The 23,264-nt window shown below is 70.1% G+C and carries 15 protein-coding genes and 1 tRNA gene; 12 read left to right on the top strand and 4 right to left on the bottom strand.

Annotation, left to right across the window (positions count from 1 at the left end; translation table 11 throughout):
* Positions 1–315: 315 nt before the first annotated feature.
* The 5 genes from D9V36_RS20545 to D9V36_RS20525 all read left to right on the top strand — a co-directional run bounded on the left by D9V36_RS20545 (position 316) and on the right by D9V36_RS20525 (position 6,186).
* Positions 316–2,721, top strand: coding sequence for a sodium-translocating pyrophosphatase (locus D9V36_RS20545; protein WP_129295076.1), 2,406 nt, complete (start codon positions 316–318; stop codon positions 2,719–2,721).
* A gap of 218 nt (positions 2,722–2,939) precedes the next feature.
* Positions 2,940–3,524 carry a small secreted protein gene (locus tag D9V36_RS20540; RefSeq protein WP_129295075.1) on the top strand — a complete coding sequence of 195 codons (585 nt, stop codon included), beginning with the start codon at positions 2,940–2,942 and terminating at the stop codon, positions 3,522–3,524.
* 123 nt (positions 3,525–3,647) lie between these two features.
* Positions 3,648–5,195, top strand: a complete 1,548-nt coding sequence (locus D9V36_RS20535; RefSeq protein WP_431357686.1) for a DUF7059 domain-containing protein — start codon at positions 3,648–3,650, stop codon at positions 5,193–5,195.
* 159 nt (positions 5,196–5,354) lie between these two features.
* Positions 5,355–5,552 (top strand): hypothetical protein, encoded by a 198-nt coding sequence (locus D9V36_RS20530; RefSeq protein ID WP_129295073.1) that lies wholly within the window; start codon positions 5,355–5,357, stop codon positions 5,550–5,552.
* 229 nt (positions 5,553–5,781) lie between these two features.
* Complete coding sequence (locus tag D9V36_RS20525) at positions 5,782–6,186, top strand: hypothetical protein (protein WP_129295072.1); 405 nt, start codon at positions 5,782–5,784, stop codon at positions 6,184–6,186.
* Positions 6,187–6,242: 56 nt separating this feature from the next.
* Here the strand turns inward: D9V36_RS20525 and D9V36_RS20520 are convergent, their stop codons facing one another.
* Both D9V36_RS20520 and D9V36_RS20515 read right to left on the bottom strand, forming a co-directional pair.
* Complete coding sequence (locus D9V36_RS20520; protein WP_129295071.1) at positions 6,243–6,683, bottom strand: DUF2752 domain-containing protein; 441 nt, start codon at positions 6,681–6,683, stop codon at positions 6,243–6,245.
* Complete coding sequence (locus D9V36_RS20515) at positions 6,680–7,393, bottom strand: hypothetical protein (RefSeq protein WP_129295070.1); 714 nt, start codon at positions 7,391–7,393, stop codon at positions 6,680–6,682. The genes D9V36_RS20520 and D9V36_RS20515 overlap by 4 nt, the downstream gene beginning before the upstream one ends.
* Positions 7,394–7,898: 505 nt before the next feature.
* Between D9V36_RS20515 and topA the strand changes: the two genes are divergently transcribed.
* From topA to D9V36_RS20480, 7 genes are all read left to right on the top strand, one after another.
* Positions 7,899–10,754: a type I DNA topoisomerase gene (gene topA, locus D9V36_RS20510; protein WP_129295069.1), complete on the top strand. Its 2,856-nt coding sequence runs from the start codon at positions 7,899–7,901 to the stop codon at positions 10,752–10,754.
* A 180-nt stretch (positions 10,755–10,934) separates the two neighbouring features.
* Positions 10,935–14,426: a dTMP kinase gene (gene tmk, locus D9V36_RS20505; RefSeq protein WP_129295068.1), complete on the top strand. Its 3,492-nt coding sequence runs from the start codon at positions 10,935–10,937 to the stop codon at positions 14,424–14,426.
* Between the two features lie 297 nt (positions 14,427–14,723).
* Positions 14,724–16,049: a DNA polymerase III subunit delta' gene (locus D9V36_RS20500; protein WP_129298562.1), complete on the top strand. Its 1,326-nt coding sequence runs from the start codon at positions 14,724–14,726 to the stop codon at positions 16,047–16,049.
* Positions 16,050–16,486: 437 nt separating this feature from the next.
* Positions 16,487–18,076, top strand: coding sequence for an alpha/beta hydrolase (locus tag D9V36_RS20495; RefSeq protein WP_129295067.1), 1,590 nt, complete (start codon positions 16,487–16,489; stop codon positions 18,074–18,076).
* 103 nt (positions 18,077–18,179) lie between these two features.
* Positions 18,180–18,253 (top strand) — tRNA-Thr (locus D9V36_RS20490).
* A 324-nt stretch (positions 18,254–18,577) separates the two neighbouring features.
* Positions 18,578–19,399 (top strand): hypothetical protein, encoded by an 822-nt coding sequence (locus D9V36_RS20485; protein WP_129295066.1) that lies wholly within the window; start codon positions 18,578–18,580, stop codon positions 19,397–19,399.
* A 51-nt stretch (positions 19,400–19,450) separates the two neighbouring features.
* Positions 19,451–19,636 carry a hypothetical protein gene (locus D9V36_RS20480; RefSeq protein WP_129295065.1) on the top strand — a complete coding sequence of 62 codons (186 nt, stop codon included), beginning with the start codon at positions 19,451–19,453 and terminating at the stop codon, positions 19,634–19,636.
* Positions 19,637–19,892: 256 nt separating this feature from the next.
* On the opposite strand, the gene D9V36_RS20475 is transcribed toward D9V36_RS20480, so the two are convergent.
* The gene (locus D9V36_RS20475; RefSeq protein ID WP_241721334.1) at positions 19,893–21,467 is read right to left on the bottom strand and encodes an alpha/beta fold hydrolase; all 1,575 of its coding nucleotides are present in this window, start codon (positions 21,465–21,467) and stop codon (positions 19,893–19,895) included.
* A 141-nt stretch (positions 21,468–21,608) separates the two neighbouring features.
* The gene (locus tag D9V36_RS20470) at positions 21,609–23,018 is read right to left on the bottom strand and encodes a phosphatidylinositol-specific phospholipase C domain-containing protein (RefSeq protein ID WP_164992993.1); all 1,410 of its coding nucleotides are present in this window, start codon (positions 23,016–23,018) and stop codon (positions 21,609–21,611) included.
* Positions 23,019–23,264 lie beyond the last annotated feature (246 nt).

Below are 23,264 nucleotides of genomic sequence, written 5' to 3'. Positions count from 1 at the left end.
TCTCACCGGGGTCACACGGGTCTTGGCCGTCCCGGGTTCCGGGGCGGCGTCCGTGAGCAGCGGCGATCAGTTTGCCGCCCATGGACGATCAATACGACAGAGAGATCATCGGGCGGCGGTCAGTGAATTTGCGACTTTCCTTCGTCCGGGCGAATTCTGTGTGGCGTCGGCCTTTTGATCTTCGCTGCTATCGGCGAATTCCCTTTGACGCGCACTGTTTTGATCAACCGCGGCTCCCTACAATCCGTCCACATCTTGCTCAGGACGCCTGAGCGTGCTTCCGCGCGCCCATGTGCCAAACGTCAAGGAGGACGAATGGCGGGGCCTTACACCCCTCAGTTGCTTGACACCCCCACTTTTCTGGCCGGGCCCTCGCTCACGGCGGGCAACCGCGGCATCGTGCTGGTGATCGCCGTGGTCGCCCTGGCGGCGCTGGCTGTCGCGGCGGTGCTGGTCCGCCAAGTGCTCGCGGCCGGTGAGGGAACCGACAGTATGAAGAAGATCGCGGCGGCCGTGCAGGAAGGCGCAAATGCCTACCTGGCACGGCAGTTGCGGACTCTCGGCGTATTTGCCGTCGTGGTGTTCTTCCTGCTCATGCTGCTGCCCGCGGACAATTGGACGCAGCGCGCCGGACGCAGCGCCTTCTTCTTGATCGGCGCGGGATTCTCGGCGGCCACCGGCTATATCGGGATGTGGCTCGCCGTGCGCAGCAATGTGCGCGTCGCCGCGGCCGCGCGGGAAGCCACTCCGGCCGAGGGCGACACCAAGAAAAAGGATCTTACGGCGGTCTCCCACAAGGCGATGAAGATCGCATTCCGCACCGGTGGCGTCGTCGGCATGTTCACCGTGGGGCTGGGCCTGCTCGGCGCGTCCTGCGTGGTGCTCGTGTATGCGGTCGACGCGCCCAAGGTGCTGGAGGGCTTCGGTCTCGGCGCCGCGCTGATCGCGATGTTCATGAGGGTCGGCGGCGGCATCTTCACCAAGGCCGCGGACGTCGGCGCCGACCTCGTCGGCAAGGTCGAGCAGGGCATCCCCGAGGACGACCCGCGCAACGCCGCGACCATTGCGGACAACGTGGGCGACAACGTCGGCGACTGCGCAGGTATGGCCGCCGACCTCTTCGAGTCGTACGCGGTGACCCTGGTCGCCGCCCTGATCCTGGGGATGGCCGCCTTCGGTGACGCCGGGCTGGCCTTCCCGCTGCTGGTCCCGGCCATCGGGGTGCTCACCGCGATGATCGGCATCTTCGTCGTCGCGCCCCGGCGCAGCGACCGCAGTGGCATGACGGCGATCAACCGCGGCTTCTTCATCTCCGCGGGCATCTCGCTGGTGCTGGTGGCCGTTGCCGTGTTCACCTACCTGCCGTCCCGCTACCAGGACCTGACCGGTGTCACCGACACCGAGGTGCTGGGCCGCAGCGGCGATCCGCGGATGCTGGCGCTGGTGGCGGTCGCCATCGGCATCGTGCTGGCGGGGCTGATCCAGCAGCTGACCGGCTACTTCACCGAGACCAGCCGGCGGCCCGTCCGGGACATCGGCAAGACCTCGCTGACCGGTCCGGCCACGGTCGTGCTCTCCGGTATCTCGATCGGCCTGGAGTCGGCGGTCTACTCGGCGGTGCTGATCGGCCTGGCCGTCTACGGGGCGTACCTGCTGGGCGGGGCCTCCATCATCCTGGCGCTGTTCGCGGTGGCGCTGGCCGGCACCGGTCTGCTGACCACCGTCGGCGTGATCGTGGCGATGGACACCTTCGGACCGGTCTCCGACAACGCGCAGGGCATCGCGGAGATGTCCGGGGACGTCACCGGTGACGGCGCGCAGGTGCTGACCGACCTGGACGCGGTCGGCAACACCACCAAGGCCATCACCAAGGGCATCGCCATCGCGACCGCCGTACTGGCCGCTGCCGCGCTCTTCGGCTCGTACCGGGACGCGATCGCCACCGCCGTACGCGACATCGGCAACGCCGCGAGCGGGATGGGGCTCAGCCTGGACATCTCGCAGCCCAACAACCTGGTCGGGCTGATCCTCGGCGCCTCGGTCGTCTTCCTGTTCTCCGGGCTGGCGATCAACGCGGTGTCGCGGTCGGCGGGAGCGGTGGTCTTCGAGGTGCGGCGGCAGTTCCGCGAGCGCCCCGGGATCATGGACTACACCGAGCAGCCCGAGTACGGGCGGGTCGTCGACATCTGCACCAAGGACGCGCTCCGTGAGCTGGCCACCCCCGGGCTGCTGGCCGTGCTCACCCCGATCGCGGTCGGCTTCTCGCTCGGCGTCGGCGCGCTCGGCTCGTTCCTGGCGGGTGCGATCGGCACCGGCACGCTGATGGCGGTCTTCCTCGCCAACTCCGGTGGCGCGTGGGACAACGCCAAGAAGCTCGTCGAGGACGGCCACCACGGCGGCAAGGGCAGCGAGGCGCATGCCGCGACGGTCATCGGCGACACCGTGGGTGACCCGTTCAAGGACACCGCGGGCCCGGCGATCAACCCGCTGCTGAAGGTCATGAACCTGGTGGCGCTGCTGATCGCGCCCGCTGTGGTGAAGTTCTCATACGGCCAGGACAAGAGCATGGGCGTGCGCATCGTGGTCTCCGTACTGGCGCTCGCCGTGATCGTCGGTGCGGTGTACGTCTCCAAGCGGCGCGGAATCGCCGTGGGTGACGAAGACAACTCCGAAGACCCGGAAAGCATCGCCAAGTCGGCCGAGACGGCGGTGGCGTCCTAGCCGGAAAGCACCTCCGGAAGGGCCCGCGGACCGCTCAACTGGGCGGGTGGACGGCGTATTTTGCAGACGCCGTCCACCCGCCTTCCGCTTGCCCGGGTGGCCCTGCGGTCCTTGGTGCAAATGGCTGCAATGAGGGCAGGGCGGGATGCCCGACCGGTGGCCCAGGCCGTTTGGACGTGTATGTTCCGGGGCCGAGAGCCATGGAAGGGACCAATCCGGTGAACAAGAAGCTTGTGGCTGCACTGTCCGGCGGTGCGGCACTGGTGCTCGCGCTGACCGGCTGCAGCGACGACAGCAACAAGAAGCTCAATGACTGGGCGAAGAGTTTCTGCGACCCTGCGCAGGCTCAGTTCAAGAAGATCCAGGACGCCAACGGCGCCATGCAGACGGCCGACAACGGCAGCACCGACTCCAAGAAGGTCCAGCAGACCGACTCGGCGGCCTTCCAGAAGATTTCCCAGGCCTACGCCTCGCTGGCCACGTCTCTGGAGAAGGCCGGGCCGCCGCCCACCGATCAGGGCAAGCAGGCACAACAGAACGCCGTCAAGGAGCTCAACTCGCTCTCCAAGGGCTATGCGGACCTCCAGAAGCAGGTCAACAAGCTCGACACCTCGGACAAGCTGAAGTTCGCGGACGGCCTGCGCAACCTCTCCAGCGGCATCAACAAGCTGAACAAGCAGAGCGAGGCGGCCTTCAAGAACCTGGAGTCCGGCGAGGTCGGCACGGCGATGGCCGCCCAGAAGGGCTGCCAGAACCCGGCCGCGTCCGGCTCCCCGGCACCCACGCAGTCCAAGAAGTCCTAGGAGTTCCGTAAGCGGCGGGGAGTCTGCGGCGAACGTCCACCGCACGGCTCCGTACGGCCCGGCGACGCGCCCGAGAAGGGTGTGGCGCCGGGCCGTCGCCGATTGTCAGTGGCAGGGCCGACAATGGTGGATGTGAGTACGCACCTCCCCACCGCCGATGTCCAGGACCCCGAGAGCAACGCCCGCACCGCCCGGCTGCGCGAGGCGTTGCTGGCCTCCGACTTCACCGCCGACGGGCTGCTGGAGCTGCTCGGCGGGCCGGCCTATGCCGCGCTGGCGCGCAGCGAGACCGTCCCCGCCCTGCGGGCGACGCGCGGCGACAGCCCGTTGGAGACCCTGGTGCGGCTGTTCCTGCTGCAGCGCCCGGTGGAGCTGCGGCGCGCGCAGGCCGCGCTGCCGGTCGCGGACTGCCTCGCCGACGGCTGGCTGGTGCAGGACGGCGACGAGCTGCGCGCCAGTGTGGACGTGCGCCCCTATGGCGGCCCCGAGGGGCAGGACTGGTGGATCGTCTCCGACCTGGGCTGTGCGGTCGGTGGCGCCGGCGGCATCCGGGGCGCCGGGGAAGCGGACCGCTCACAGCTGGTGCTTGGTGTCGGCGGCGCCTCCACGACCCTCGCGGGGATCACGGTGCGCAGGCCGGTCGCCAAGGCGCTCGATCTCGGCACGGGCTCCGGTATCCAGGCGCTGCACGCCGCTCAGCACGCCACCCGCGTCACGGGCACCGACCTCAACCCCCGGGCGCTGCGGATCGCCGCGCTGACCCTGGCGCTCTCCGGGGCTGAGCCGGCGGAGCTGCGGGAGGGCTCGCTGTTCGAGCCCGTGGGCGACGAGACGTACGACCTGATCGTGTCCAACCCGCCGTTCGTGATCTCGCCGGGCGCCCGGCTCACCTACCGCGACGGCGGCATGGGCGGCGACGACCTGTGCCGGACGCTCGTCCAGCAGTCCGCCGCGCATCTCAACGACGGCGGGTACTGCCAGCTGCTGGCCAACTGGCAGCATGTGGCGGGCGAGGAGTGGCACGACCGGCTGCGCTCCTGGGTGCCGGCCGGCTGCGACGCCTGGATCGTGCAGCGCGAGGTGCAGGACATCACCCAGTACGCCGAACTGTGGCTGCGTGACGCGGGCGACCACCGCGCCGGGGACGAGGCGTACGCCGCGCGGTACGACGCCTGGCTCGACGAGTTCGAGGCACGCAAGACCAAGGCCATCGGCTTCGGCTGGATCACGCTGCGCAAGTCCGGGTCGGATTCCCCGTCCATCACGGTCGAGGAATGGCCGCATCCGGTGGAACAGCCGCTGGGGGAGTCGGTCGTACGGCACTTCGACCGCCAGGACTATCTGCGGGCCACGGACGATGCGGCGCTGCTCGCCGGCCACTTCCGGCTCGCCGACGAGGTGGTGCAGGAGCAGGTCGGGCTGCCCGGGGCGGAGGACCCGGAGCATGTGGTGCTGCGTCAGAACCGCGGTATGCGGCGGGCGACGAAGGTGGACACGGTCGGCGCGGGCTTCGCCGGGGTGTGTGACGGTTCCCTCCCGGCCGGGCGGATTCTGGACGCCATCGCCCAACTCGTCGGCGAGGATCCGGTTCTGCTGCGGGACCGTACGCCGGCCTCGATCCGGACGCTGGTCGAGCAGGGGTTCCTGGAGCCGGTGGCCGCGGGCGGCTGACAGGGAAGAGTGACGGGGGAACGGAGGAAACGGGGGAGGGAAGCGGAATGCGGGAGATGTAGGGGATACGGGGGAGCAGGGCGGGAGAGGCGCGAGGCGAACGGGTGTAGTTCATCCGGCGTTCGCCGGGATGCCGCCCTGGGGTGCCACGCTGCCCGCATGGAGAGTGGACCCGAGTTGTTCGCCGGTGCGGCGTTCGCGCTGTTCGGCGCCGGACTGCTGGTGTGGACGGGCGTCTGCGCACGGACCGGTGCCCCGGTCGCCGAGGGCGTCAGCCGGCCGTTCGCCGCCGTGACGGCGCTGCTGGCCGGGGTGGTGTTCCTGGCCACGGGCTGCTGGCTGCTGGCGGCGTTGTAGCCGGGAGCGGCGAGTGGCGAGTGGCGAGACGCCTGCTGTGTGGCGTGAGCGGTGAGCTGTGACTCCGCTCCAACTTCCGTTGCGTGGGGCTACGTTCACTTCACGCCAGTTCTGCGACAGATGGCCGATGTGTGGTGGTACACGGGAACTTTTCCGGGCCGCTCGCCATGTTCCTCAGTGAAGGTCGGCAACGACCGGCAGGCTCACGACCCTTCAGTGAGGAATCCAAATGAACCGTGCATTCCGCTACGTCGCCGTCGGCACGATCGCCGTCTCCCTGCTCGCCGGCGGCTCGGCCGCGGCCTTCGCCGCGCCGCAGGACCTCCACTCGCCCAAGCCGGTCGTGGCCGGCGCCCCGGCCGCCGCGGGGCTGACGGCCAAGGCCAGCGCGTCCAGCGTCAACGCCTGGCAGGAGTTCCGGATCTCCGGCACCGCCACGGGCATCAAGGCCGGCACCAAGGTCACCGTCCAGCAGAAGCAGGGCGCCAAGTGGGTCTCGCTGCCCGCGCAGACGCCGGTGAACGCCAGTGGCACGTACTCGGTACGGGTCAAGCTCGGCATCAAGGGCGTCAACCAGCTCCGTATGGGAGCCGGCAGCACCGTCTCCCCGGTGGTCAAGGTCACCGTCCGCTGACACCGGATGGTCCGGCCATGATTCCGGACCATTCGTGATCCAACTGGACGAAATCGCTAACCGACAAGGTTGCGGGCGACCATCCAGACCGCGGCAATGCCGAGCACCACGGCGTTGCCGCGGGCCCGGAGGCGTGGCCGGTAGACCCGCCCGCCGATCCCGGCCACCAGCCAGCGCCCGACGGCGTACGCCACGGCCGGGCCGGCCAGGGTGAGCAGCACGGCGTTGTCATGGAAGGCCCGCACGACATCGCCGTGCATCAGGTCGTACGCCATCCGTGTCCCGCCGCACGCCGGGCACAGCAGCCCGGTGGCCCATTTGAACGGACAGGGGATCAGCAGTTGCCCCGGTTGGTGCGGATCGGTGTGCCAGAGATAGACGGCGGCCGCCGCTCCGGCACCGAGGGCGATCGACGCCTGGCGGACGGTACGCGCCCGGACCGATGCCGGGCCGGGGCCCGCGGGCTCGGCAGGGCTCTGCGATGTGCCGGTGCTCACACGCTCAGTGACCTGGCGTAGTTGACCTGGTTGAGGACGAACATCACCTGCTCACGGGACTGAACCGGGATCATCGTGGTGTGGTGCCGGCCTCCGCTGTTCACCGTGACCTGCACGAATCCGGTGGTCACCCGCTCCTTCATCAGCAGGAAGAGCAGGCCGAGCAGGCAGAAGAAGAAGAAAACGACGGCGAGCACGACGGCGTGCGTTGGCATCTTCTCCTCCGTGCGCGACATATCGGTCGCCGTCCACACCGCGCCCCTGAGCGGCATCGGCCCGGCCGGCGTCATGATCGTGTCGCCGGTCACCGCTATATCCCCGAGCGACAGCACCATCCCTCCGGGCTGGGCCCCGGCCTGGAACCCTCCGGGGCCGGCCTGGAATCCTCCTGGGCCGGCCTGGTACCCGCCGGGCGCCGGCTGCGGCGGAGCGCCCGGCGGAAATCCGGGCGCGGCCGGCGCCGGGACGTCGCCCGGGTAGCCGTATCCGGGCTGGGGCTGCGGCGGCTGCGAGCCGGCCTGCGGATAGCCGTATCCGGGCTCCCCGGGGCGGCCGCCCTGCGGGTTGCCGTAACCGGCGCCGGCGGGCTGAGCGCCGTCCGGCTTGGCGTAAGGGTTCTGGCCGGACTGACCGGACTGACCGGACTGACCGGACTGACCGGACTGACCGGGCGGCTGGTCCGGCAGCGGTCCGGGGTACTGGTTCGCCATGGGTGAGGTCCCCCGAGGGTGTGTGATGACGGCAGTACTCGACTCGAACGGCGAGCCGTGCCGTTTCCATCCTGCCAGCCCGCTCACGTGCTGTATCAAGGCAATGACGGCAACCGGCGCCGCCCTGTGACGGTCGCCGTTCCGCGGACGGTGCGGCGTGCGACTGCGGGCAGGCGGCGGACGGCCGGGATCCGTCACTGTGTGACATCACCGAGGGTGCCCGAAGGTGCGCCGCGCGGGGAACGTCCGAGGTGGGCGCCGGGGAGCCGTACGGCGCCACCGTGATCCACAAGGCGCGCCCCGGGCCCTTGGTGAGCGCCCGATGCGGTCCGGGCGGCATGAAGGCATGTAGTCGGGTTACCGTTCGAGTGGCGTTGCGGGGTTTTTCCGTTTGACACAGGGCCGGGAGGTACCGTCACACTCCGCAGCGTCAAGCGTCACCGCATTGCCCCTCCGGCGTCCGGCCGGGGAGCGTTTCCAGCGTCGACCGGAGAGAAGAGCGAAGTTGTCCCCGACCAGCGAGACCACAGACGGCGGCGGCCGCCGACTCGTCATCGTCGAGTCGCCTGCCAAGGCGAAGACGATCAAGGGCTACCTCGGCCCTGGCTACGTGGTCGAGGCGAGCGTCGGACACATCCGCGACCTGCCCAACGGCGCCGCAGAGGTCCCGGCGAAGTACAAGGGCGAGCCCTGGGCCCGCCTCGGCGTGAATGTCGACGCCGACTTCCAGCCGATCTATGTCGTCAACAGTGACAAGAAGGACCAGGTCAAGAAGCTCAAGGAGCTGCTGGCCGAGTCCGACGAGCTCTACCTCGCCACAGATGAGGACCGCGAGGGCGAGGCCATCGCCTGGCACCTCCAGGAGATCCTCAAGCCCAAGGTGCCCGTCCACCGGATGGTCTTCCACGAGATCACCAAGGACGCGATCCGCGAGGCCGTCGCCAATCCGCGCGACCTGAACCAGAAGCTGGTCGACGCCCAGGAGACCCGCCGGATCCTCGACCGCCTCTACGGCTACGAGGTCTCGCCGGTCCTGTGGAAGAAGGTCATGCCCCGGCTGTCGGCCGGCCGGGTGCAGTCCGTGGCGACCCGTCTCGTCGTCGAGCGGGAGCGCGAGCGCATCGCCTTCCGCTCCGCCGAGTACTGGGACCTGACCGGCACCTTTGCCACGGGCCGGGCCGGCGACGCCAGCGACCCGTCGGTGCTGACCGCCCGCCTGAACAGCGTCGACGGCCGCCGTATCGCCCAGGGCCGTGACTTCGGTGCCAACGGGCAGCTCAAGAACGACGTCCTCCATCTGGACGAGGCGAACGCCCGTGCGCTCGCCGCCGCCCTGGAGAACACCGACTTCGCGGTCCGCTCGGTCGAGTCCAAGCCCTACCGCCGCTCGCCGTACGCCCCGTTCCGGACGACCACCCTCCAGCAGGAGGCCAGCCGCAAGCTCGGCTTCGGCGCGAAGTCCACGATGCAGGTGGCGCAGAAGCTGTACGAGAACGGCTTCATCACCTATATGCGTACGGACTCCACCACGCTCTCGGACACCGCGGTCGCCGCGGCCCGGGCGCAGGTGACGCAGCTGTACGGCGCGAACTACCTGCCGGACAAGCCGCGCACCTACGCCGGCAAGGTCAAGAACGCCCAGGAGGCGCACGAGGCGATCCGCCCCTCCGGCGACCGCTTCCGCACCCCGGCCGAGACCGGTCTGACCGGCGACCAGTTCAAGCTCTACGAGCTGATCTGGAAGCGGACCGTCGCCTCCCAGATGAAGGACGCGACCGGTAACTCCGTCACCGTCAAGATCGGTGGCCGGGCCGCCGACGGCCGGGACGCCGAGTTCAGCGCGTCCGGCAAGACCATCACCTTCCACGGCTTCCTCAAGGCCTATGTGGAAGGCGCCGACGACCCCAACGCCGAGCTCGACGACCGCGAGCGCCGGCTGCCGCAGGTCGCCGAAGGCGACGCGCTGGCCGCGCAGGAGATCACCGCCGACGGGCACGCCACCAAGCCGCCCGCCCGCTACACCGAGGCCACGCTGGTCAAGGAGCTGGAAGAGCGCGAGATCGGCCGCCCGTCGACGTACGCCTCGATCATCGGCACCATCCTCGACCGCGGCTATGTCTTCAAGAAGGGCACCGCGCTCGTCCCGTCCTTCCTCTCCTTCGCGGTGGTCAACCTCCTGGAGAAGCACTTCGGCCGGCTGGTCGACTACGGCTTCACCGCCAAGATGGAGGACGACCTCGACCGCATCGCCCGTGGTGAGGCGCAGTCCGTGCCGTGGCTGCGGCGCTTCTACTTCGGCGAGGGCGATGCCGCGGGAGCCGCCTCGGACGCCGGGAACGGCGACGGCGACCACCTCGGCGGCCTGAAGGAGCTGGTCGAGGACCTGGGCGCCATCGACGCCCGGGAGATCTCGTCCTTCCCCGTCAGCGACGACATCAAGCTGCGGGTCGGCCGCTACGGCCCGTACGTCGAGCGCGGGGAGAAGGACGCCGAGGGCCATCAGCGCGCCGATGTCCCCGACGACCTGGCGCCCGACGAGCTGACCGTGGAGTACGCGGAGGAACTGCTCGCCAAGCCGAGCGGCGACTTCGAGCTGGGCATGGACCCGGAGTCCGGCCGCCAGATCGTCGCCAAGGACGGCCGCTACGGCCCGTACGTCACCGAGATCCTGCCCGAGGGCACCCCGAAGACCGGCAAGAACGCGGTCAAGCCGCGCACCGCCTCGCTCTTCAAGTCGATGTCCCTGGACACCGTGACCCTGGCGGACGCGCTCAAGCTGATGTCGCTGCCGCGTGTGGTCGGCAAGGACCCCGAGGGCGTGGAGATCACCGCGCAGAACGGCCGCTACGGCCCGTATCTGAAGAAGGGCACCGACTCGCGCTCCCTGGAGAACGAGGAACAGCTCTTCACGATCACGACCGAAGAGGCGCTGGCGATCTACGCACAGCCCAAGCAGCGCGGGCGGGCCGCCGCCAAGCCGCCGCTCAAGGAGCTGGGCACGGACCCGGTGAGCGGCAAGCCGGTGGTGGTCAAGGACGGCCGGTTCGGTGCGTATGTCACCGATGGCGAGACCAACGCGACGCTGCGCCGGGACGACGACGTCGAGACGGTCACCGCCGAGCGGGGCTACGAGCTGCTGGCGGAGAAGCGCGCCAAGGGGCCGGCGAAGAAGACCGCGAAGAAGGCGGCCAAGAAGGCGCCGGCCAAGAAGACGGCCGCGAAGAAGACGGCAGCGAAGACGACGGCCGCCAAGAAGACCGCCGCGAAGAAGACCACCACGGCGAAGAAGACGACCGCCAAGAAGGCCACCGCCAAGACGGCGGCGGCGAAGAAGACGGCGGCGGCTCCGGCGGAGGACTGAGGCCTGCGCCGGTTCCGGCCACGCCGGTAAAGCGGAGGGCCGGGGCCCGCGCCGATTCCGGCACCGCCGCGCAGATAAAAGCGCAGGACATGGGCGGGTACAACGGATGTGTTCCGTTGTACCCGCCCATTTGTTCGGGTGGGCGCTCGACGGCGTGCCCCGTCCCGCTAGGCTGGCGGGATGACGCGTGCCGAGCAGCCAACGGTCGTGACCCCCACATCAGGCGCCCTAGCGGCGGATTCCCGCGAGCGCGCCGTGCGAGCCCTGCTCCGCTTCCCCCCACTGAAGCGATTGTGGAGCGCCCAGTTTGTCGGGGGCATCGGCGATGCCCTGTCCATGCTTGTCCTCGTACTCCTCGCCCTGCAGGCGGCGTTGTACGTCCCGTTGGGCGGCGAGCCCGTCTTCGGCGGCGGCTATCGGGGAGCAGCCCTTGCGGTCACCGTGGTCTTCGCGGCCCGGATGCTGGCGACGCTGCTCTTCGGGGCCGTCCTGCTGGGCCCGCTGTCGGCGATGACGTCCCCGGCCCCCCGCGCGGGGGCAGGCTCGTCCGGCGGGCCGCTGGACCGGCGCTGGACCATGATCGGTGCGGATGTGCTGCGGCTCGCGCTGCTGGTCATCGCCCCCCTCTGGATCGACTGGACGCCGGGCGACGCACTGGCCTGGCTGCTGGTCACGGTCTTCGTCAGCGGTGTCGCCGAACGTTTCTGGACCGTCGCGCGCGAGAGCGCCGCACCCGGGCTGCTGCCCGCACCGCCCCCCGAGGGCTCCGCCGTGCGGCCCCTGCCGGACAACATGGACGCCCTGCGCCGCCTCTCGCTGCGCACCGGCTTCGTCTCGCTGCCGATCGCGGCCGCCGCCCTGGTGGTCGTCACGCTCGTCAGCAAGCTGCTGGGCACCGGCATCGACTGGTTCCACCTCCACCAGGCCGCGCTCGGCTCGTATGTCGCCGCCGGTCTGTTCGCCGCCTCCGTGTCGATCCTCTACTTCATCGAGCTTCCCGGAGTGCCGACGCCGCGGCCGCGCTCCCCTCTGGAGGGGCTGCGCCGCCCGAAGGCCACGGGAGCGAAGGCCGGAGCGACGGGCACGGGCGACACGCCGGAGAACGGCGCGGCCCGGGCGGGCGCCGACAAGGGCCGTACGGGCGCGCTCCCGCTGCTGGTGGCGTCCTGCGCCGCGGTGGCCGGGGCGATCGCCGCGGCCGTCTCGCTCGCCGTCCTGCACGGCTACGACCTGGCCGGCGGTCCGGCCACCTTCGCGCTGCTGGTGCTCGCGCTGACCGGCGGTACGGCCGTCGGCATCCGTGGCGCCCACCGGGTGCTGCCCGCCCTTTCCCGGCGCCGGCTGCTCGCCCTCGCGGTGGCCGCCACCGGCCTGGGGCTGCTGGCCATGGGGCTGGTCCCGGACCCGACGACGGTGCTGGTGCTCGCGCTGCTGTCCGGCGTCAGCGCCGGGATCGCCGCCAATACGGGCCATGTGCTGCTGGAGCAGGAGACCGAGGAATCCCGCGGCGCCCGTACGACCGAGCATCTGCACGCCGTCGTACGGCTGACGGTCGCGCTGGCCGCCATCCTCGCGCCGCTGCTCGCGGCGATCATCGGCCCGCACCACCTCGGCAGCGGCACCTTCAACTTCGCCTACGGCGGCGCCGCCTACACCCTGATGCTGGCCGGCGCACTGCTGCTGCCGGTCGCCGCCCTGGTGCTCGGCAAGGTCGACGACCGGCAGGGCGTACCGCTGCGGCGCGATCTGCGCGAGGCGCTGCGTGGCGGCGACCCGGCCCAGGCGCCCGCCCCCACCGGCTTCTTCCTCGCCCTGGAAGGCGGCGACGGGGCCGGCAAGTCCACCCAGGTCGAGGCGCTTGCGGAGTGGATCCGCAACAAGGGCCACGAGGTCGTGGTGACCCGTGAGCCGGGCGCCACCGCCATCGGCAAGCGACTGCGCTCGATCATCCTCGACGTCTCGACCTCCGGGCTCTCGGACCGTGCGGAGGCGCTGATGTTCGCCGCCGACCGGGCCGAGCACGTCAACAGCGTCATCCGCCCCGCCCTGGAGCGCGGCGCGATCGTCATCACCGACCGGTACATCGACTCCTCGGTCGCCTACCAGGGCGCCGGACGCAACCTCGCGCCCACGGAGATCGCCCGGATCTCGCGCTGGGCCACCGACGGCCTGGTCCCTCATCTGACGGTGCTGCTCGACGTCTCCCCGGAGACCGCACGGGAGCGCTTCACCGAGGCACCGGACCGGCTGGAGTCCGAGCCCGCCGAATTCCACCAGCGGGTGCGGGCCGGCTTCCTGACCCTGGCCGCCGCCGACCCCGCGCGCTATCTGGTCGTCGACGCCGGGCAGGAGCCCGAGGCCGTCACCACCGTCGTACGGCACCGCCTCGACCAGGTGCTCCCGCTGTCCGAGGCCGAGATCACGGCGCAGGTCGAGGCCCGTAAGGCGGCCGAGGAAGAGGCCCGCCGCAAGGCCGAGGAGGAGGCCGCGCGCAAGGCGGAGGAGGAGCGCCTGGAGCGCGAGCGCCAGGAGCAGCTCGCCAAGCTGCGTGCCGAGGACGAGGAACGCAAGCTCCGCGAGGCCGAGGAGGCCAGGGCGCGCGAGGAGGCCCGCCAGGCCGAAGAGGCCCGTAAGCGCGCCGAGGAGGCCCGCCAGGCCGCGGAGACGGAGCGGCAGCGGCGCGAGGCCGAGGAGCGGGCCCGCCAGGCGGAGCAGGAGCGGCTGCGCAAGCAGCACGAGGAGGAGGCGCGGCTGCGCAGGGAGGCCGAGGAGCGCCGCCTGGAGAAGCAGCGCAAGGCCGAGGACGCGCTGCTGCGTGCCGAAAAGGCCCGGATCGCGGCAGCCGAGGCGGCGGCCGCGGCGGAGGCGAAGGCGGCAGCCGAGGAGGCCGAGGCAGCCGAGGCGCCCACCGCGGAGACGTACGTCGCGGATCTGCGGAAGCGGCTGGGGCAGGATGCGGCCGATGACTCGGGGGCGTCGGGTTCTGGTGCGTCCGGTTCCGGTTCCGGATCGGGTGCTTCCGGCTCCTCCGGCTCCTCCGGCTCCTCCGGCTCCTCCGGCTCTGGCTCGGCCGGTTCCGGATCGGGCGCCTCCGGTTCGGACGGTGAGCGGACCGAGGAGTCGCTGCCGCAGCCCGGGAGGCCGCAGGGCGGGACGCAGCAGGCCGGCGCGGCGGACGAGACGGCGGTGCTGCCGTCGGTGCGCGACACGCACGATGCCTGGAGCGGCCGTGGTGCCGCTTCGGACGTGGAGGAGACCGCCGTGCTGCCGCCCGTACGGGGCGAAGGCGCGCGGGGTGAGGACGGCCGGGGCGACGCCCCCGCCGACCGCGTCCCGCCGTGGATGTTCCGCAAGGAGACGCCCCAGGCCGCGAAGGGTGGGAACGGCGGGCACGGTGGGCACGGCGGCAGCGGTGCGGCCTCGGGAGGCCCCGCCACCCCCGCCGAGTCGCACGTCGAGCGCACCCGCGAACTCCCGCAGATCGACCCGGCGACCGGCCGCCCCGCGGAGCCCCCGCAACGCAGCCGCCCCCGCCCCGAATGGGCGGAGGAGACCCCGCTGGACGATCTGCCGACGCTCGCCGACGAACTGCTCGGCCCGCGTGGCGACGACGAGGCGGACGAGGGCGCGGACGACAACGGCCGTCGCGGCGGCCGGGGACGACGCGGCTGACCCCCTCGCTCAGCCGGGCCGAAGCCCGGACGAACCGGCCGTGGCCGCAGCACAACAGCTGCGGCCACGGCCGGTTTCCGGTTCCCGGGCGGCCCTTTCGGTCCTCAGCCGGTCCTCAGCCGGCCCTCCTGCGGTCCCCGTTCAGTCCCCCTTCGGCCGACCGGCCCCGGCTTCCGGATTCGTTTGTCAGTGGGTTGCACCACAATGGGTCAGGTGCGGAGCAATGCGCGGTGTGCGGCCGGGCACCCACCTCGCATGGCACGAGCAGGACGGCACGGACAGGAACGGCGGACAGCGATGGCGGTATGGGACGACGTGGTCGGCCAGGACCGGGTGACGGCGCAGCTGGCCGCGGCCGCGCGCGATGCGGACGCCTTCGTCACCGCGGAGCGTCAGGGGACGGGAGCCCAGGCGGGCTCCGGGCCCGGTGAGCAGCCGCAGCAGGCACCGGACCCGGAAGCGCAGTCGGGACCGCAGTCGGAGTCGGAGTCGGAGCCGGGACCGGGGCCGTCCGCCGACCGCGGCAGCGCCTCCCAGATGACCCACGCCTGGCTGTTCACGGGCCCGCCCGGCTCCGGCCGCTCCACCGCGGCCCGCGCCTTCGCCGCAGCCCTGCAGTGCGTCAGCCCGGACCGCGCCCTCGGGGGCGCCCCAGGCTGCGGGTTCTGCGACGGCTGCCATACGTCCCTGGTCGGCACGCACGCCGACGTCGAGATCGTCCGTACGGACCTGCTCTCCATCGGCGTCAAGGAGACCCGCGACCTGGTCCGCCGGTCCTCCCTCTCGCCGGCCGGCGGCCGCTGGCAGGTGATCGTCCTGGAGGACGCCGACCGCCTCACCGAAGGCGCAGGCAACGTCCTGCTCAAGGCGGTCGAGGAGCCCGCGCCCCGTACGGTCTGGCTGCTCTGCGCCCCCTCCGTGGAGGACGTCCTCCCCACCATTCGTTCGCGCTGCCGCCATCTCTCCCTGCGGACCCCGCCCATCGGCGCGGTCGCCGACGTCCTCGTCCGGCGGGACGGCATCGAGCCGGAGGCCGCCGACCGTGCGGCCCGCGCCACCCAGGGCCACATCGGCCGGGCCCGCCGCCTCGCCACCGACGAGCGCGCCCGGGCCCGCCGCGCGGCCGTACTCAAACTCCCGCTCCGCGTGGACGACATCGGCGGCTGCCTCAAGGCCGCCCAGGAACTGATCGACGCCGCGGGGGAGGACGCCAAGCAGGTCGCCGAGGACGTCGACACCAAGGAGACCGAGGAGCTGCGCGCCGCGCTCGGCGCCGCCGCCGGCACCGGCGGACGCCTGCCACGCGGCACGGCCGGCGCCATGAAGGAGCTCCAGGACAAGCAGAAGCGCCGCTCGACCCGTACCCAGCGCGACAGCCTCGACCTGGCCCTGGTCGACCTCACCGGCTTCTACCGCGATGTCCTAGCCCTCCAGATGGGTGCCTCGGTGCCCCTCGCCAATGACGAGGTGCGCGACAGCATCCACCGCATCGCCACCGCCTCGTCCCCCGAACGAACCCTCCGCCGTATAGAAGCCGTGATCGCCTGCCGCGAGGCCCTGGACCGCAATGTGGCCCCCCTCCTCGCGGTCGAGGCAATGACGGCGGCCCTCCGCGCCGGCTGACCACCGCCACTGCAGCCCACCTCCGCAGTCCACCCGCCTCGGCCCACCCGCCTCGGCCCACCTGCCTCAGTCCACCTGCCTCAGTCCACCTGCCTCAGTCCACCTGCCTCAGTCCACCCACTGCGGCTCATCCGCCCCCGCCGCTCACCCGGCTCGCCCCTTCAAGGAGACGCGCACACAACGTCCCCACCCGGATACTCTCCGAATACCCTTCGAATGCTCTCTGACCGAACGCGCCACTGCTCTCCCGCCCCCCCTCGACATCCGTCACGCGCTCACCACCACCATCACCATCACCATCACGACTGCCACCACCCCCGGCACCACCTCCTAGCCCCTCCCGGTACTTCCCCGCACTCCACCTTCCAGGGACCTCCAGAGACCGACACCGCACTCACCTCACCCCTATCCCAGGGACCGAGACCAAGGGACCGTCCATGGCCACCAGCCGACTGCTCCGCACCTCCGCCGCTCTCCTCGCGGCCACCGCTCTGCTGATCTCCGGCTGCTCCTCGGGGAGTTCTTCCCCCGACGACGAGGCGTCCCCGGGCCGCACCACGGAAGCCGGCGCCCAGCGCCCCGCCGACGATCCGACCCTCGCGCCCCTCCCGGCCTCGACCCCGGCAAGCCTCCGGTCGTACTACGACCAGAAGCTGAGCTGGCATCCCTGCGCGAGCAGCGGTTTCGAATGCGCCACGATGAAGGCGCCCCTGGACTACTCCCACCCCGGCGGGGGCGACATCAAGCTCGCGATCGCCCGCAAGAAGGCCACCGGCGCGGCCGGCCAGCGGCTCGGCTCCCTCTTGGTCAATCCGGGCGGCCCCGGCGGCGCGGCGATCGAATACCTCGAGCGGTACGCGCCACAGCCCGCCGCGGTCCGTGCGCGCTACGACATGGTGGCGATGGACCCGCGCGGCGTGGCCCACAGCCAGCCGGTCGAGTGCCTCACCAACAAGCAGATGGACCGCTACACCGAGACCGACCAGACCCCGGACTCACCCGCCGAGGTCAACAAGCTCGCCACCGCCTACCGCGACTTCGCCAAGGGCTGCGCATCCCGCTCCGGCAAGCTGCTCTCGCACATCTCCACCGTCGAGGCCGCGCGCGACATGGACGTGCTGCGCGCTGTCCTGGGCGACAAGAAACTCACCTACGTCGGTTCTTCCTACGGCACCTTCCTCGGCGCGACCTACGCCGGCCTCTACCCCTCCCGCGTCGGCCGCATGGTCCTCGACGGCGCGATGAACCCGGAGCTCGACGCCCGCGCCACCAACATTCAGCAGGCCGCCGGCTTCAACACCGCCTTCACGGCGTTCGCCGCGGACTGCATCAAGCACAAGAACTGCCCCCTCGGCACCAAGAGCACCGAGGACGCGGCCCAGCAGATGTCCGCCTTCTTCAAAAAGCTGGACGCCCATCCGGCAGCCACGGGCGAGGACCGCAAGCTCACCGAATCCCTCGCCACCACCGGCGTCATCGCCGCCATGTACGACCAGCGCGCCTGGCCCCTCCTGCGCGAATACCTCGCCCAGGCCAAGGCCGGCAACGGCCGGGGGCTGCTCGCCTTCTCCGACAGCTACTACGAGCGCAGCCCGAACGGCTCCTACAGCAACCAGATGTACGCCAACCCCGCCGTCAACTGCCTCGACCTCCCGCCCGCCTTCACCGGCCCCGGCCAGGCCCGCGCCGCCCTGCCCAGCTTCCGCAAGGCCTCCCCGGTCTTCGGCGACGCCTTCGACTGGGCCGCCCTGAACTGCGCCTACTGGCCGGTCAAGCCCACCGGCACCGCCCACCGCATCGAGGCCAAGGGCGCCGCCCCGATCCTCGTCGTCGGCACCACCCGCGACCCGGCCACCCCCTACAGCTGGGCCCAGGCCCTCGCCTCCCAGCTCTCCAGCGCCACCCTCCTCACCTACGAGGGCGACGGCCACACCGCCTACGGCCGCGGCAGCAAGTGCATCGACTCCACGATCGACGCCTACCTCCTCGACGGCACCGTCCCCCCGAAGAACAAGCACTGCAAGTGACTCACCTCACACTCCCGCGCCCCGCCCCCCACCCACTCCTGACCAGCTCCTAAACCGGTTACAGAGCACCCCTCCGCGATGTGTAGACTGGGCCGCGCACCACGCCGCCTTAGCTCAGTTGGCCAGAGCAACGCACTCGTAATGCGTAGGTCTCGGGTTCGAATCCCGAAGGCGGCTCAGAGAAGGCCCAGGACAGACACCCTCTGACCTGGGCCTTTGTGCTTTCCGGGGGCAGGTGGCGGCGATGAGGTACCCGTTTCGGGGCGCCATGATCGCCACCGGTGGACAACCGGTGGACAAGCGTGCGGCGAGCGTGCAGCGCGGTGGACAAGCGGGTGGTTGTTGTCGGACGACGAGCGGCCGATACGCCGGGGCGTCCGAGGTTCAGCGAGAGCACGGGGCTGGAGAGCGCTCTTGGAGGGTTCCCACTAAACCGGGCGACCCACGGCGCCGGCTGATGGAGAATCGGCAGACCGGGACGTCGCTACGGAGGAACCAGTCGTGAACGTGATGCGCTTCGACGCGGAGGCTGGGGAGTTCGTCCTGGGGGTCCGCGAGGAGAGCGTGCAGCTTCTGAGGGGCATGGGCACGATCTGCCTCCAGGTGGGCCTGGAGGTGAAGGCGCCAGTGGCCTCGAAGGCCGGCAGGTTTCTCGCGTTGCAGGCCGACCTCTACGGCATCCGGAACCCGTACGAGCGGACACTGGTCGGGCGGGTAACGGAGATGCTCCCATTCACTCCCGAGACCGGCGTCGAGCGCCCGGTTCTGAAGTTCCTGATCACCTCGCACCAGCTCCACGCAATCAACGAGGCCCGCGACGGAGACCTGCAGATGGAGCTGGAGGTCACCGGCACACTTCCCCAGGCCGCCGGCTACCCCGGGAGCACAACGGAGGTGCTGCATTTCAGCGTCGCCAAGAGCCGCTGGATCGACCAGATCAACGCCCTTGGCCCCTCGGTCGCCTTCGAGATGCACGTCCCGTTCCCGCTGGAGGACGACCCCCGTGCCGAGCCCGCCCGGCATCTGCGCGCCGCGCAGCGTCGGCTTCTGGACAACGACATCGACGGCGCGATCCTGGAAGCCCGCCGGGCCCTGGAGTGGATCAAGGATCACAGTGGCTGGAAGTGGCCCGGGAACAAGGACAGGCTGCAGCGTTCGCAGGATGAGCGATGGGCCTGGATTCGGTTCGCGGTCGAGGATCAGACGAGCGCGTCGGTTCACAAGGACGCCGTCACCGCCGCCTTTCAGTACAGCCGTGACGAGGCGAGGGCGCTCGTTAGCATTGCTGCTGCGCTGCTGACAGTGATCGACAAGCCTGTATGACTACGTGTAAGCCGGAGGCAGCGGCTGGCCGGGCGGGTACCGGGAGGCTATATGCGTAGGAGCGCGGAGAAGGGCGCGCTGGCGGCCGTCGCGGCCCTGCCGCGCACCCCGTCCGGCTTCGCCGACCGCGTCACCGCCCTGCTCGCGGGGACCGGGGCGTTGGCGGCGGAGTTGGACGCCACCCTGAGCGCGGCCGAGCGGCTGGTGGCCGAGGCGCGCGGAGCGGTCGGCGGCTGACGCCGACGGCGTGGCCGTAGGTCCGTACGGGCGGGTGCCTACCGGCCAGGCGCCCTTCGGCGTCGTCGACGTAGCCGCCGGGTGAGGACCGGCCGCGACCACTGAGCCGGCTCCGGCCGGGCCGGGCCGGGCCGTGCGGCAGCTGGCCGTGGCGAACCGCAGCCACTGCCGAGCCACTTGCACCTCCCGGCCGAGGCCGTCGGACGTCGGCGGAGCCTCACCGGTGACCTACCCTGCCCTGTCTGGGGAGCCTCGGTCAGGCGTCGTTGCCGCTGACCTTGACCGGGGTCGGGTCGGTGGCGAGCCCCGGCGCGTTGCCGCTGTACACGACCTGCACCGGGCGCCCCGGCGCCAGGTCACCGACCCCGATGAGGGTGACCACAGTCCGGCCCTGCTGGTCGGTGCGGGTCCGGCCCTTGCGTGCGGCACCCCAGACCGTGTCGACGCTTACGCCGTGGGGCAGTGTCAGGTCCACCGACCAGTTGTCGATCGGCTTGTCGGAGTGGCTGGTCAGGCTGTACCGCGCCTGGTAGTAGCCGCCCTCGTGGCGCTGGAGGATCCGAAAATCGGCGTCGACCCCTCCTTGGAAAAGGAACGTCTCCGGCATCTCATTGAAATACCATTGGAATTGAGCGAGTTCGGTACAGGGGAGCACGCAGAGGGAATTCGGGCCATCCCGGTCGTCGATGTAATAGGCGCCGCCCGGCGCCTGCTCTAGGTCCCAGCTGTTGGAGTTGCCAGCCGTTTCGACAGACAACTGATTGTTCTTGGCGGTGAGGTAGGCGGCGGTCTGGTAGGTGTCCGGAATCATCCCGACCGAGCCATTGCCCCACTTGACCATCTGCCATTTCGTGTACGGATAGCCCACGCGATCCAGACCGACCTTCACGCCGGGCTTGGGCCAACCGCCCACCGCCAGCGCCAAGCCGTTGCCGGTGTTCACCATGTTGTAGACATGACCGGGCCCGGGAGAAGGCGGATCCAGGAAGGCGACGGTTCCGTCGATGGCATCCGCATTACTGAGCATGCCGTCGTGGTCCGGGCAGGAGACCTGGCGGTTACTGGCCCCCTCAAGGCGGACACTTTCCTCGGGAACCATCTCGTCACAGGGCGAGCGATAGGTGCGATACATGGTTGGCGTCGGCGTCGGCACGTCGCCGTTGAGGATACCGAGGAAGTTGGTGTACAGCCCGAAGGCCATGTCGGCGACCGCTTCGGTGCACAGTCCGGTCGGTGGAACAACGCCTACGCAAAACTCCGACAACTTGGGGCGGCCGTTGTTGGGGCCGGCCAGAGAGACCCAGTGCACCACCTGACCACCCAGTGGTTCGGTCAGCGGAGTCATGTACTTCGCCGATCCGGAGTAGCCCTTGATCGCGTAACGTGTGACCAGGCTGCCCATCGAATGGGCGACGATATCAATCTTCTGGTTGCCGAATTGCCGCTTCACCCATGCGGCAAACCCCGCCCCGATCTTCGAGATGCGGTCATGGGTCTCGGCGTTGTAGTCGTACCTGAAGATGTCACCGCAGTTTGTCTGCTTTGCGGAGTCTCTGGTGGCGGTACACCCCTTGATGACGCCGCCGGTTGCGTATCCGGCCTTTTGGAAGGCGTCGACCATTTTCGTCCATACGCCCGCATCGGCTTGATAACCGTGGACGAAAACCACCGGGCGCGGCGCCTTCGACGCATCTCTTTTCGCTGCTCCCGGTGCGGTCGGGCGTGGGAGCATCGCCAGTCCCCGCCCCGAACTCCCGGTCGCCGCGGTTCGACCGGGATTCTCCCCCGCCGAGGCCGATGTCGCCAGGGAACCGAACAGCGCCGCGACCATCAGCACTGCGACGATTCTGCATGTTCTCATGTGCATTCCTCTTCCCATGTGACGGGGACGGCCGGGCTTCGGGCTCCCCTCCCGTCAGCGGAGCCGCCGTCACTGCGGCGCCTCCGCCACGGGGCGGGCGCACCGTGGCGGCTACCGGACCTGGACACGCTCGTCGAATATCCAGTGAGAATCGTCGTGCGAGCTGCTGCCGCCGAGGGTGGGCTGCTTGCCGCTTTCCTTGGTGCCGTCCTGCATACGAAGGTCGGAGCCGACATAGTCCTGGCGGAGGGTGAACCCGCTGTCGCCCGCGGGCGCGATCTGCCAGTAGTGGTGAGTCGTGTTCTCTTGGGTGGCTCCAGCGCCGGCCCGGCAGGTCAGGTACTTGCCACTGCGTTCGCAGCGCAGCCGGTAGATGCCCGGGGCGTAGCCGGCCTCCAGAGTCCAGCGCTGCTGCGGCAGCCCCGTGTAGGTCCACTGGACGACGGAGGTCTGCGCCGTACCGCCGTCGAGCGCCTTGCCCGTCGCCTGGTTCCAGACGACATAGGACTTCCCAGGCGCCAGGACGGGCCGGGTCAACGTATTGAAGCGGATCACGCAGGCCGTCATGTCGATGTCGCCGGCGTTCCAGTTGCCGTCCGGGCTGTCCACGTAGTCCATGGCCACGATGCCAGTTCGGTGGGTCTTGTAGAAGTAATCGCCTTCCAGCAGTTTCCGCGTCCACGGGTTGAGCCGCGCGGCGTATTTCCACGGCGTCCACACTGAGCTGCCGGCGCCGGTCGCGCTGAGGTGGTTGACATATATCTTCCGGCCGTGGAAGTTCCAGAAGGAGGCGCGCAGTTGCTCGTCCACCAGACGCTGCTTGCGTCCTGGCTGAGGATCCGCGTAGTCGTCCTGGACTGAGAACAAGCTCTCGTCCGAGAAGCGCAGGCCCTGATCCAGATAGGGCCACCCGGACATGAGAACGATCTTCCCGCGGGCCTCTCCGAGAGTGGGGAAGGAGCGGTCGAGATGAAAGAGCGAACGCCACCCCTTGACGTCGAGGTATTCCGCGAAGATCCTTTTGTACGCCGCCGTGTCGTCGGAATACTCTTGCTGCATCCGCATGAGAATGGTTTCCGTCGGATACGCGGCGAGGAAATCACGGCAGGTCTTCAGCACCTCCCCGAACACCATGCCCTGGTAGTAGGGGCCGTGATGGATCGTGAAGATGTCGCCGTACACGCGACAGCGGATGTCGAGGTAGCGCACCCCGGCTCGGAGCTGCCAGTGCAGATCCTGGTTCTGGCATTGAGCGAAACCCGCACTGCCCGCCTTGAAGCGGGCACACGACTCATGCGTTCCCGGAATCGACAGGCCGCGCAGGTCCGTTGCACCGGGAACGCGGCTCATCCACTGGACCGTGGCCGCACGAACGCCCCCCAAGTCGGTCCCGGAAACCTGCTGTTGCTCGGCCGATGCGCGAGTCGGCCAGGCCAGTGGCAGTCCTGCGGCCAGAGCAGCACCGAGCCCTCCGGCGGCTCCAGCACGCAGCAATTCCCTTCGGTTCAGGTGCGCCTTCACTACCCACTCCCCCCCCACTTCTCTCCCTGCCGACATCACCTGCCGTCCGCTCCGCAGCCACGGCGACGTGCGCCATGGTGCAACAGCACGCCGCCGCCGATGCGTTGATGATCCCGAAACGCAGGCTGGCTCCGCACGAAAAGCTTCAACCATGGCCGAAAACGACGCGAACAAAAGGTCTGGTAACGACTGTTGCTGTTCGGCGGTCTGCTCTTGGCGAGGGGGCGGCCGCAGGTGGTGCAGATG

The organism is Streptomyces lydicus (assembly GCF_004125265.1).
Classification (GTDB): Bacteria; Actinomycetota; Actinomycetes; order Streptomycetales; family Streptomycetaceae; genus Streptomyces; species Streptomyces lydicus_C.
The sequence above is the reverse complement of the archived record's forward strand: the minus strand, read 5'-3'. Positions and strand labels throughout refer to the sequence as shown.

What these genes read in the sequence shown, in the direction of transcription:
- tmk (WP_129295068.1), top strand. Translation starts at nt 10,935, where the DNA reads ATGACGCGTGCCGAGCAGCCAACGGTCGTGACCCCCACATCAGGCGCC.
- D9V36_RS20495 (WP_129295067.1), top strand. Translation starts at nt 16,487, where the DNA reads ATGGCCACCAGCCGACTGCTCCGCACCTCCGCCGCTCTCCTCGCGGCC.
- D9V36_RS20525 (WP_129295072.1), top strand. Translation starts at nt 5,782, where the DNA reads ATGAACCGTGCATTCCGCTACGTCGCCGTCGGCACGATCGCCGTCTCC.
- D9V36_RS20480 (WP_129295065.1), top strand. Translation starts at nt 19,451, where the DNA reads ATGCGTAGGAGCGCGGAGAAGGGCGCGCTGGCGGCCGTCGCGGCCCTG.
- D9V36_RS20500 (WP_129298562.1), top strand. Translation starts at nt 14,724, where the DNA reads ATGGCGGTATGGGACGACGTGGTCGGCCAGGACCGGGTGACGGCGCAG.
- D9V36_RS20535 (WP_431357686.1), top strand. Translation starts at nt 3,648, where the DNA reads ATGGTGGATGTGAGTACGCACCTCCCCACCGCCGATGTCCAGGACCCC.
- D9V36_RS20515 (WP_129295070.1), bottom strand. Translation starts at nt 7,393, where the DNA reads ATGGCGAACCAGTACCCCGGACCGCTGCCGGACCAGCCGCCCGGTCAG.
- D9V36_RS20545 (WP_129295076.1), top strand. Translation starts at nt 316, where the DNA reads ATGGCGGGGCCTTACACCCCTCAGTTGCTTGACACCCCCACTTTTCTG.
- D9V36_RS20530 (WP_129295073.1), top strand. Translation starts at nt 5,355, where the DNA reads ATGGAGAGTGGACCCGAGTTGTTCGCCGGTGCGGCGTTCGCGCTGTTC.
- D9V36_RS20475 (WP_241721334.1), bottom strand. Translation starts at nt 21,467, where the DNA reads ATGGTCGCGGCGCTGTTCGGTTCCCTGGCGACATCGGCCTCGGCGGGG.